At 37.7% G+C, this 12,467-nt stretch carries 8 protein-coding genes; 4 read left to right on the forward strand and 4 right to left on the reverse strand.

Going from position 1 to position 12,467, the window contains the following annotated elements; all coding sequences use genetic code 11:
- Positions 1 to 88 precede the first annotated feature (88 nt).
- Together E0I61_RS09190 and E0I61_RS09195 are read left to right on the forward strand one after the other, a co-directional pair.
- Positions 89 to 3,334, forward strand: a complete 3,246-nt coding sequence (locus tag E0I61_RS09190; RefSeq protein ID WP_132070877.1) for an NACHT domain-containing protein — start codon at positions 89 to 91, stop codon at positions 3,332 to 3,334.
- A 49-nt stretch (positions 3,335 to 3,383) separates the two neighbouring features.
- Positions 3,384 to 3,824: a hypothetical protein gene (locus E0I61_RS09195; RefSeq protein ID WP_132070879.1), complete on the forward strand. Its 441-nt coding sequence runs from the start codon at positions 3,384 to 3,386 to the stop codon at positions 3,822 to 3,824.
- Here the strand turns inward: E0I61_RS09195 and E0I61_RS09200 are convergent.
- The 4 genes from E0I61_RS09200 to E0I61_RS09215 all read right to left on the reverse strand — a co-directional run bounded on the left by E0I61_RS09200 (position 3,801) and on the right by E0I61_RS09215 (position 10,191).
- Entirely contained in the window at positions 3,801 to 4,544 is a 744-nt protein-coding gene (locus tag E0I61_RS09200; protein WP_132070881.1) for a GNAT family N-acetyltransferase, read from the reverse strand. The two genes, E0I61_RS09195 and E0I61_RS09200, sit on opposite strands and share 24 nt — an antisense overlap.
- 3 nt (positions 4,545 to 4,547) lie before the next feature.
- Positions 4,548 to 4,976 (reverse strand): hypothetical protein, encoded by a 429-nt coding sequence (locus E0I61_RS09205; RefSeq protein ID WP_132070883.1) that lies wholly within the window; start codon positions 4,974 to 4,976, stop codon positions 4,548 to 4,550.
- Positions 4,977 to 5,175: 199 nt separating this feature from the next.
- Positions 5,176 to 6,258, reverse strand: a complete 1,083-nt coding sequence (locus tag E0I61_RS09210) for a DUF3800 domain-containing protein (protein ID WP_132070885.1) — start codon at positions 6,256 to 6,258, stop codon at positions 5,176 to 5,178.
- 165 nt (positions 6,259 to 6,423) lie between these two features.
- Positions 6,424 to 10,191: a YecA family protein gene (locus E0I61_RS09215; RefSeq protein WP_132070887.1), complete on the reverse strand. Its 3,768-nt coding sequence runs from the start codon at positions 10,189 to 10,191 to the stop codon at positions 6,424 to 6,426.
- A 693-nt stretch (positions 10,192 to 10,884) separates the two neighbouring features.
- On the opposite strand from E0I61_RS09215, the gene E0I61_RS09220 reads away from it, so the two are divergent.
- Together E0I61_RS09220 and E0I61_RS09225 are read left to right on the forward strand one after the other, a co-directional pair.
- Positions 10,885 to 11,262 (forward strand): single-stranded DNA-binding protein, encoded by a 378-nt coding sequence (locus E0I61_RS09220; protein ID WP_132070889.1) that lies wholly within the window; start codon positions 10,885 to 10,887, stop codon positions 11,260 to 11,262.
- A 45-nt stretch (positions 11,263 to 11,307) separates the two neighbouring features.
- Positions 11,308 to 12,381, forward strand: coding sequence for a DUF932 domain-containing protein (locus tag E0I61_RS09225; RefSeq protein WP_132070891.1), 1,074 nt, complete (start codon positions 11,308 to 11,310; stop codon positions 12,379 to 12,381).
- Positions 12,382 to 12,467: the final 86 nt, after the last annotated feature.

Consider the following 12,467-nt stretch of genomic DNA (forward strand, 5'->3'; position numbering starts at 1 on the left):
TTAAATCGGTCAAACGTAATATATTTAAATTGGTTAGTTATATTTGCCTATCAATAAACGATTTGCATTATTTCAAATTATTACGACCATGAAAAACGCTTTCTACGGTTACTCTTTCCAAAAGCTGGTCACATCGCTGATGCTGACAAAGATGGATGTGGAAAGAAGCATTGAATCCATAGAGATAGAAGCTTTGGTAGACCATAAATTTGACGACATCAGGATAATCAGCAGTGACAAGGAGTATTTTTTTCAGATAAAAGATTTCGCCACCATCTCACTAAACGACGTTGTTGTTTCCGGAACCGGAATCACTATTGCAGGAAAACTGCACAAATTGTCCATGGCAACAAATGTGTTATTTTTCAACAGGATCGAAATTACGCCCGATTGCGAAATCTTGGGCATACCTGCACTTCGGCTAGGAAATATCTATATAATATCACAATCAGGATTAGAGATAGATCAAAGAATAGAAGTGCTTTATAAAACAGACCACCTTAGAAAATACATTATCGATCAGTTTTTCAGCGAATGTCTCGATAAACGAAAACTGCTGATGAAGATAAGTGATTTGCCAGCTTTGAATATCTTCAAGACCTATTTGATAGAACCTACCGTCAACGTGACTAGGAAAGTGCTTGATGTCGAAAATATATTGCTTATTGAAGGCAAACCAGGTGTCGGCAAAAGCCATTTGGTGGTAAATCTGGAAAAACAATATAAAAATAACATCATTTACCGTTTCTGGGTTTCCAATCATGATAACGACTATAACGAGCGGCTAAAATACAACAACTTCATTCAGGATTTCTCAAAGAAGCTGTTCTGGAACCTGAAACCGTATACCGAGGCACAAGTTATAGGGAAATTAGCGGAACTTGAAAAAACCGTTATAATAGATGGTCTTGACCATGTCGAAAACTACAATCCAAATGAACTGGAAGCATACGTTACCTTTATTGATAATCTGATGGAGCATTGTAAGGTAATTGTATTGAGCCGTCCATTGCAACGTATATTACCTTGGAAAAAACAATTGCTCGGAAATTGGAATCATGGACAGACAAAAACGGTTTTAAATGAACTTTACCATATCCAGGATTACAACACCATTCAAAAAATATTTACAATAACCGACGGTTATCCAATACTAGTAAGATATATTGCCGAACAATATAGGATTGAAGGGAGTGTGCCCGATTTCGAAGCATTTGACACCATCGACAAGTACTACGAGAAAATAATCGAAGGCGAAAAAGGCAAACAGGCATTGGCGCTCTTTCTTTGCGTTCGGTCATACCTGATGCAGTCTGAAATTGACCTCTTCCTTGATGCATATGGTGCGATGTTCGTAAAGGAATTTGTCACGGAGCATCCCTATCTTTTTGAACTGCGGCTTAACAGGATTTCGATGTTTCACGATAGTTTTATTACGTTCCTACGCAAACGCAACACCGATTACAAATTCATATTAGACAAGGTTAATGCTGTTGTATTCGCTTTGATAATCAACGGGGATAAGCGATTTCAATCACGATTTTCCTATTTTGATCTTTCAAAGGAAGAAAAGCAAAGCATCATAAGAAAGTACGCTTCAATCATAGAGTTTAAGAAACTCATGGAGGGTGTTATTGACTTCGAGGCGGTACGCGACTTCTATTTTCAGATACGCGAAGCACTGTCCACGATGGTACCGGAAGTTTTAGAAATCAGGCAATACTATGATTTATCCCTGATATTAAATATGGTTTCTCGTGATCATATATCCACGCTAAATGGATTTCACTACACCTATTGCAGATCGTTGTTCTTTAATGGTTATAGTATTGAAGACATCACAAGTACCCGTTACTTGTTCGGCATGTTTTACTATTTAGAAACAAACGATGGGTCGCTTCTTTTAAATACTACCAGCGATGATAACTATGAAACAAGCCGATTCTTTAGTGAATTACAAAATGATGCGCGTGAAGAAATTGAATTCTTTGAAAAGCATAAAAAACCGCTTTCAGTTTCTAAAATCCGTTCACTCTTGAATGACAGCTCCAATATGCGGTACAAGGAAATTGTCACCTATGTTCTTGAAGACCTGTTCATATATACAGAGAACAGAAAAACCTTTAAGATTTGGTATAGCGGAATAAGCGAATACATGAAAGGCAATGATTGGAAGGCTGTTACTATTCTTGAAGAAGTTACATACGTTTTAGGTATCGATCAATACGCGCTGTCTTATATATTAAAGCAGGCACGAGAATATCTTTTGGCGATTGGAATGTTGCCCAAGAAAAATGAATTTTTGAATATGTCTTTAAAACAGTATATAGTGAATCACAGGCATGACGGCAGCTTTACGATGTGGGTAGACATACTCAGCTATATGCGGTTGGCGTTGCAGCAGGAACGCAAGATAGATCTGGGTTCGATTTCATTATTTTGGAACAAATATTACATCCGAAAAGACCACTCTTTATATACTTTGGATACCGCACTGCCAGTATTTGAAAGGCTTGGATACATAGAAATGTTCGATTCGGTATGCCTCATCAATAAGATTCAGATCATGTCCGAGAAAGGATATCGTGGATTGTTGGCAGATTACGTGATGGAGCACCCGCCCGAATTTATAGCTTCGATTCTTGAGGATTTCCATAGCGATAATTTAAACATTTCGTGGTTTCTATTAGAGCCAGAATATATAAACGTGCTTCCTGATAGGATTTATAATATCGAGTTGAGAAATCAAATAAGATACCATCGCACCAATAATAACATTCCGTATGATGAGGTGGAAAATCTGCTCGATTCAAACAGGTTGGATAAGTTTCGCGAAGATTTGGCTTTTCATCGATATAGCATTTGGATTAAAGATAAAAGACCAGAAATTAAGAAGCTGAAGGCACTGAAAATTCCTTACAATACATTTAAGGAAAAGGACTACGTCAGCAGCTCAACACCGGTTTCATATTTAGAGCAGGGAATTTTGGACAGTTCGAATAAGCACCTTATTATAGAAAATGGACTTAATCCATCTGAGGTTGCTGCTTTCGGCGACGGTTATTATGCTGCTCTATCTGATATCGAGATCTATAATATATTTTCAAAAGAGGACTTAGGGGCAAACATACAGGGAATGTTATTCAATGCAATGACTTCCCGGTTGAGGACAATAGATCATTTCCATTCCCTGTGGCCATTCCCGGGAAATGTGATTAAACTTCTTTATTCAAATGAAGTGGTTGATGATTTTGAGGAATATTTCAGGAGTTTTATAACCTATCTCGATCTTTCAATGTTCGATTTGAAAAATACTGTCGGCGATCCCTATTAAAAGTTTGTTTATATTTACCACTATATAAGCCATTTAAAATTTAAAAGCCATGCAAAAAATTTCCCTAACAGTTATCTGTTTTTTTCTCCCGATTTTTATTTTTCAAGATTTCAATCCCGCGTTACATCTTATTCTAGTTGGAATTCTCTATGAAGCTAAGGCAACTATTGGACTTATGTTACTTTCACTTTTAGCAGGTTTTTGGAGTGTTAAAGCATTTTTCAAGTTGCTGTTCGGAGGATTGAGATTTAAGCATTTTATTGAATTGGCTATTACAATAGGAATTTGTTGCACTGCTTTTACAGGCGTCAAATACAAATTCAAAAACCTGCACCAGCGTCCTTTAAGGCTACTGCAAGGCGAAATTTTCCTGATCCCTGATTTTCAAAGAGTAAAAAGTGATTGGCAGCAGGCAAAAAAAAGTTTCGAAATATTCAGACGGACAATTCAAAGTTTGAGGATCGGATTACCCAAGACTTTCAACAACTAAAAAATTACTGTAACGACAAGAATTTTGTTTAAAACGTTTAATGACACCCTCATAAATAACTATTCCTTGTTTAACATACTTGACTTTCCATTCTCCGTCAACGGGATAAATTATCGGTGAATCGAATGTTGTAATATTCCATCGATAGTTAGACGCTAACTTAGAGGAATAAACTTTATATTCAAACTGCGTCCAAACTTCAATATAGTTTTCTAAGATCTTTTTCCTTGTAGTTTTCCTATTAGGTACAATGATTTTATAAAGCCATGGATGCTCATATTGGTTCTGTCTTAGTATATTGTGGTTATCAACCTCTTTGAATTTTTTAAATCCAAGTTTTTTCCATTTTGCAGCAGAGCTTTTGGGGGCACACATAAGTGACAAAACTACCGTCCCCTGTAGCCGGACTTTTTCTGTTATGGCATCAAGCAACATTTTTCCAATACCTTTTCGGTGCTGTTCATATTGAACAACGGCTAGGTCAATATGGGTATATTTTTCATTAAACGCAAATTGCATATAACCTATAGCTTCATCATTGTCATTTACATAACATACAAAATTATCATCCGTAAAATTGGAGTTGGTAAAGTTGTAATAGAAGGATGATTTTTTTTCAAGCATCTCACTATGCAACCAGGTCTTGATTTGAAGCAGGTACTTTTCTTCAGGAGTAAATATTATTCTCATTGGTTGTAATTCAATTTCTATTGTGTTCAATTTCTATTGTGGTTTGTAATTGACCATCTCTAAAAGAATTAATTTACCCTTCACTTTCCAGTCATATTCAGGCGGATTACTGAATATGGACAGATCATCTGGCATGTAATGATAATAGAATATAGACCGGAAAGCTGCTTCGGCATCTTCTGTATAAGGCCAGGCACTGCCGCTTCCAAAAAACTTATACACTTCGTAGGGTGGCGGTCCTTCCATGGTCAGTGAAGTCAGATAAGGCCTCGGGTCAAAATCTATCTTGTCAGCGGTAACGGTTCCTATAATTTTATATTCTTCTTTTAGGATACTGAGTTTTCCCCAGCCCCAGGGTGCTGGAAACTTAATCATTGTATAATCCGAGATATTGTATATCTCATGTTGCGTACTCCATTCCGGGACTTCTATTGTAAAGATATTGTCCCTAAGCCGGTTCATTTTACCTCGCATAGCTAGATTTTAACTTATCTAAACTCTTCCTTGTGTACTCCTTAACAACTTTGATATTCATAATTTGCTATTCATTTGATTTTATTTCTATCATGTGCAGTTCTTCAACTGAAAAATATTGATCCGGCCGTGTTTCAGCAGGCTTTCCATGTGTTCACGCTTGCCGGACTTTACTATGCAAATTATTTCACTCCTTTTTATCTCTTTTAGTACTTAACGATACAAGGCTGTCAAGAATATTTTCACCGCCATCGTACTCGGTGCCTAACTCTTCAGGAGTAAATGCCATATGAGGCCAGACAGGACTATACAACAAATCTACAAGTTTTGTTTTTCCTATCTTTTCAGAAAATTCGTCAGCATACTGTGGATCAGCGATAGCTTTGTAATAGTGATTCGCCGCCCCGGCAATTACATCAGCTATCTGCACAGTGTGAACATCTTTAGAGTCGGCAAATTTAATATCGATCAGTTTTAGGGGGAGTTTTAATTTTCTCCTGTCGGTACCTATTTCACCTTCTTCATTGATATTGCTGACAAGATCAATCAGTTCCTTATGATGTACCAGAGGCTTAGAATTATCCACAAAGGCATAGAAACTCTTATCTGTTTTTCTTCCCCAATAGTCTATCAGGTTGATAAAGGCGGATAAGGTGGAATCAAAATTATATTTATCCCAACGGTCTAAAATGTCATCGATATATGGATAGCTGCCTAAAATGAGTAACAGGGCATCCACGAATTTTTCATCCTTGCTCGATGCTATAAGATTCTCGACTGCCGTATAGAACTTATCGATATGAACTTCATCCCGGAACTGAAATAACTTTATGAACGCGTGCTTATATACTTCCACAGCATCTGGATCGCAGAATACCGGTACGCAGAAAAAAAGCATATTTGTAAGGGCAATGTTTTGCCCATCTTCATAAACATCAGTATCTATATCCTCCTTTAGCACAGGCTCTATCAGCCTGTCAACTGTATGGAGCCATATACAGTACTGTTTATGGAATAAAGCTATTTGTACGGTCTCATCCGATATAATGTCGTGGTTTAACAGTGCTATAATTTCATTTTGGTACCTTTTGCTTTTCTTAAGCCGGGCGAATTTTAATTCATTCCCTTTGGCTGTTAAAATCCCACGAAGCTCCTGTGCCTCGTTTTCAGTTAATCGTACTGAAGACAATATGAAAACCGGTTGCTCACTATTTAGCAAATCGCTACCTGTATTGCCTGATTCATCGAAAGCATACAATTGTTCCTCCATATGTTGCGGACTTTAGTTATTAATAGCTAAATGACATGATTTCAAAACAGCAGGTATAAAGATTTATATACCTGCTGGGAATTTGATAAGCGTGAGAAATGTAAAATTACTAAATTATATTAAAGAAGAGAGAAGCTATCTGTACGATATCCTAAGAATTGCGCTCTACTTTTTAAGTTGATGGTCGTAATTTTTTTCCAAGACACTAAATCCATCCTTTTCAAGATCATACAGCGTAATAAAAGGTAATGGCAGGGTTTGTTTACGAAGGTGCGGTGTCAACATTTCCTCATTTGTAACAAAGAATGACTTTACTGTAAAACCCGTCAGATCGGCTTTGTAAACTTTGCCTACAGCATCAAGATTGGTTTTTAACCACTCATGCCTTATCATATGTTTTTCAATCCATCCTTTATCTGACGAATTTTCGCCAAATAGCTTTGTAACCTCCTCAATCATTTCCTTGACATTCCTGCTGGGAGACATACTCTTACATTCAAGACTGTATAATAGTTTATTGACCGTCTCAATAATAAGTACATCAACATCACCAATATCTTCCACATGATGTAATGGAGCCTTCGGCTTGATATAAGCATCTGTATCCATTATTAAACTAGTTGGATTTATTGATTTTACCACTGCTTCAACTAAATCATCACCTCTCTTATTGGCAAATTTTCCTAGAACTTTACTTACTTCGCTTCCTGCAGAAGATCTAAAACGTCCGGACAGCAGTTGCTGCATCCATGTAATTCTGCATTGCAGCAGATGCCGTACACCCCAGTAAACTCTACGTTCACCATCCACGTCTACAATAATCAAAGGCTTACGAAGCAGTGACAACATTCTATTGTTTCGCCAAGGGATAATATCAATAAACTCATACCCTCCAGCCGGTAATGTATCTACTGTCCCTCTAGAATAAAGACCTAAAAATTCTACCGCCCGATCAAATTCATCGCTAGAAAATTCATCCATATATTTGTTGACTTCGGCATTTAACTCTTTTAGCGGCATGCTGGAGCACGCATCCTCTTGAAGGAACCCTATGTGAGCCAAACCTTCCACAAATTCACATAAGCGGGAGAAGCTAATACCATAATCTTTGAGAAAAGCTTTTTCCAATGCAGCAGGAACAGGTTTTTCATCAATTGTAAGGTGCTGTGGAAAGACGTGCTCGTAAGTTTCTATAGCATCAGTAATATGTTCTGTTACCTTTGCTCTTTGAAAAGGGTCAAAAATTTCACGGATATTTTCTTTCTTGGTGCCAATTCTTTTTGACGGCAGAACCGAGAGTTCTATATCCAGTAAATCAAAGTGTATCTGGTCTCCACTAGAACCCCAAGCAAGGATTTGTGCCATAATAGCCATAAGTTCATCAATTGCTGTTGTACTCACAGGAAGACTTCCTTTGAAAGGCTCCGCAGCAAGATGCTCAATCAGACAGCGAACTGATAAGGTGGATTTATCCAGATCTTGTAACTCCTTCGACAAATCTATGTGGTGCTGTGCAACGCTGACAAAGCAGGCTATCCTTGTTGGCGTGTTTATCCTTACCCGCTCTCGCTTATTAATCAGCCCCTCATTAATTCTGATTAATCTCTGTAATAATTCCGTAGAATCATACTGATTAATTTTAGTTCGTAAATAAGGAAGTAAAGCTATCTGAACTATATTTGAAGTAAGCTTTTCCTTCTCCTTTTTAGTAGTCAATTCACCAACTGCGGGAGCATCCTTACCAAGAAGGGGGACGATATTATCCAGTACAACGTTGACATCATGTTGTTGAACCAATCTGTAGCCAGATAGATTCTGAGGGTCTAACAAAAGGTTATCGCTGGTGTCCAATATATATACTTTTTTCTTATTGCCCAAGGGGGCAATAAGATCTACACTGTTGTTTATTTCCTCATCCGTAAAACCAGTTTTTAAATTTTTAACAAGTAAATCGTTTAACCCAGTCAGGATTGCTTTTACTAATTGTCTTTCTCCCTCGTTATCCGCCCCATATAAATAGGGTAGAATTTGATGAGGAACCGTAATATTAATGTTATCCACTGTTGATCTAACTTTAAAGTTATCAAACAGTGCCGTTTCTCTTATAAAATTTCTTTCTATTTCTGCAAATTTGCTTTCATTGTCCAAATCGAAGGTAATCTTAACCGGCACACTTCCTAACGCTGACAATTTTAATTTAATAACATCTTCCAATTGCCACAACCAGTAAGCAATGGCATCACATATTTCCCAATACATATTCTTTAATACTGGGCCTGAGTTATCTGACATGGCTAAGGGTGAGATCCAAATGTACACCGGCAGGTTTTCCACCAGTAAGCTGAGTTGTCCGCTTCCAATCTGCTCAAGATTTAGATAGGTACCTCCATATTTATCCATCTTCATGACTTCTATCAACCGTACCTGTCCATCGTCTTTAAACGGAACAGCATGTAAGTCAACGTTCCATTTGGATTTTAGAAGTAAATCAAATCCATACCCAGGCTCAATTGTTATATGTATTGGTCCTGCATTATCGGAACAGTAGAATGAGTTGTCATTGTCCTGATAAAATTTAAATCTGTCTATAAAGGAACTAAATCCCATCATAGAATCATGAGCTTTTTCATTTGCTATAGCAAATTTGTAGAGATCAATCGCATCAACATCTTTCAAGCCACTAATAATGCTCAGTTCGGAAGCTTCAAGCAGCAAGGTTTGCCCATTTACAGCTTTGTTTGCGCCAGCAAAAAACATTTCACCAATACTTGAAACAATTTGCAATTCAAGTATTTGATACCTTTTAAATTCGGGCATATCCAATACCGCTTTAAAAACAGCTTCGCGATCTTGCTCATCTTTCACATTTTGCCCCGGATATCTCAGATACATAAGGGCGATTTTATCATCATCGAAACGATAAACTCCATATCTTAACGAAGGAGCATTTTTATTTCCTGTTACATCAAGAGGAAGGTATTTGAAGCCCATCTTTTTGAGTTTCAATTGTAAATCGAGCCATAAAAAATCATGGTACGCCTCAACCAACAGCTCATAACAACCTATCCTTTTGGCTTCGCTCTTTATAAACTCCACTAAGGCATAACTTAAATTGGACGGCGAAACAACTACAAATTTATCCTGACCATTTATAATAGGTCTCGTGATTAATGGACTGTCTTGGCCAAAGTTAGCTCCTATATCAGAAGAGGAAATGTCAAGAAGAAATGCATTCAGAATTGCAGTTTCAATATTAGATGTCTGTAATAATCTGTGCATTTCCGGCCTTGTTATGACAACTGATTTTTTCAACAGTTTCAATTTTTCTTCATCTGGAAATTTCACCAGTCCTTTATCTACTTCCCCGACTTGGTAACGTGTATAACCTATGACTTTAGCAATATGATCAGATATTTCCAAAATAAGCATTGCAGCCTTATAAGCAATTCCCTTAAACTCATCTGGCAGCTTATTGTCCGGATTTTGAAATACAGCTTTGAGAAGATTGTTAAGGATAAAAGAAGTGCTGTCACTGATTCCTGGAAATATCAAATAGTCACCTCCATGAAAAGTTACTACATCCGTAAAAAGATTAAACGGATCGTCTTCCATCGCCTCGCTGGGATATTCTGCTGCAAGGAAACTTTTCAGTTCACTTACAGAGGGAATCGCACTATTAGCATTAAAATATTTAATCGCTTCTTCGGTTATTTGTTCAAACTTGTAATTTTTTCCGTGGTTTTCTTTTAATATACTGAGTCCTGCAATAGCTTGTAGCAGATCTGTGGTATTATATTTTTTAAAAAAAATTGAGAAACCTATTGGCTGGGTTACATGAGAGCTGGCATATTGAGCTGAAGGCTTGTTAAGACAGCATCTTTTATGTTTTTTTCCACTTCCGCATGTACATTGATCATTTCTTCCTGTTTTCATCGTTATGTTGGTTGGTTAGTACCACAAATTTAGACCTAATTTTCTTATAGCATGCTCTTAACAATCTATTTATTTTTAATGATTATTCTGTACTTAATATTCTTCAAAAAGCACAAAAAGCTAGTTAACACTTATTAAATTTAACTCCTTTTCCTATCAAGGTAAGTGGATTATTTATTCTCATTTGCATTTGTCTAATACAATCCTTATCGCTTCCCTTCATTTTTTTATTTAAGAATCTGTATGCGTTTGTCTCATTTTAGGAGCAAAGGTAACTCCGTGTTCTTGTCAAAAATCGCTCTTTCCTTAGTGTTATTATCAAATACACTCCCTGCTTTTTATTTATAATATCCACAACTTTAAAAAAAATGCTTTCCTATTTGCGCACCTATGCGCAAAATAATAGAATCGGACTATCCTGCCGGAACATTTCCCAATACGAAAAGGATAAAAAGGCAGCTAAGGTATTATGGACACCAGCCGCCCCTGCCACCAAAAGACTACGGCATAAACGGTTTCCTCCCCTAAAGGGTACCCCTCCAATTATTCCGTTTCCTTTTGGCTTTCCGCATTGTCCATACCTTTTTATGGCTTTCTTTTTTTCCTTTTTCTTTTGGAAAAATGCTTTTTGAGGCAGGCAGGTTAAGAGAAAAAAACGAAACAGGATTGTATAACATTTAAAGAACACAGACTATGAACATCATTGGAAGAGTGACAAAAGATGCGGAAGTACGCACATTGTCGAACAGCAAACAGGTAGTAAATTTTTCAGTAGCAACCAACGACAGCTACCGAAATAAAGCGGGCGAACGCATAGAGCAGACAACGTACTTCGATTGTGCTTACTGGATTAGCCCAAAGGTAGTGGATATACTTACTAAAGGTTCTCTTGTGGAACTAACAGGCAGGGTAAGTGCAAGGGCATGGACAGGTAATAACGGAGAAACACACGCAGGGCTGAATTTCAATACCTCAAATATCAAACTGCATTTAGGTGGCAAAAAATCAGAAACAGTACAAGCTACCACAGGAACCAACAATAGCAAACCAAAGGAAGACCTCCCGTTTTAACAACAAGTATCTAAACAATTTTCAAACCTTTTAAATCATTTTATCATGGCACATAATATCAATTTCAACAGCAACACAGGACGTTATTCATTCTTTAGCGTAAAAGAAAAAGCGTGGCACGGATTAGGACAAATTGTACAGGACTATCCCACTAGTGCGGAAGCGATTAAACACGCAGGGTTGGACTATGAAGTCGCTAAAAGCCCGCTATACACAAAAGGTTCGGGTATTATCGAAACCGCAAACGGTATTGAGATAGGTAGTAGCGAATTGGAAGTACCCAACTATTTTGCTAACATCCGTACCGATAACAATGCAGTTCTGGGCGTTGTGGGCAAAGACTATCATATTGTACAGAACTGTGAAGCATTCAATTTCTTTGATGAGATTGTTGGCGGTGGCGAGGGAATTTTGTATGAAACCGCAGGAGCGTTGGGAAACGGCGAACGCATATTTATCACGGCAAAACTGCCAGACTATATCCGTGTAGGCAATGGCGACGATGTAACGGAAAAGTACATTTTCTTAACCACTTCGCATGATGGAAGTGGAAGTATCACAGCCGCTTTTACTCCTATCCGCATCGTATGCCAAAACACCCTTAACGCTTCGCTCCGTAATATGAGCAACGTAGTACGCATCAAACATACTTCGGGAGCAAAACAACGTTTGGATGATGCTCACAAGGTTATGGGATTGGCAAATACGTTAAGCAGTCAGTTAGAGGGCATATTCAACAAGTGGGCTAAAGTTAAGGTAACAGACCAAGAAGTGAGAAAGCTAATCCAATTGGCACTCTGCCCGAATAAAGAGACTTTCGATTTGCTCAAAAAAGGTGCTGAAGATGAAGTTTCAACCTTGTTCAAAAACACCGTAGAAGATGCTTTTGCCTATGCTATGGTAAGCGATACACAGCAGATGGAAACTACCAAAGGCACATTGTTTGGGGCATACAATGCTGTGACGGGCTACTATCAAAATGTACGCAGTTACAAAGATAATGAAGCCAAGCTACAGAGTATTGTAATGGGCGGTACGGCACAGTTAAAGTCCCAAAAGGCTTTTGAACTATGTACCTCTTTTGCAACAGAAGGAGCGGAAATCTTAAACCTTAATTAAATAACCACAGGCTACCGCCTTAAATGGTGGTAGCCTTTAAAAACTTTACGAGGTGAAGGCAGTAGATAAAATGGACAATTAAATTT

It is taken from the genome of Flavobacterium ranwuense (genome assembly GCF_004349315.1).
Lineage (GTDB): Bacteria > Bacteroidota > Bacteroidia > Flavobacteriales > Flavobacteriaceae > Flavobacterium > Flavobacterium ranwuense.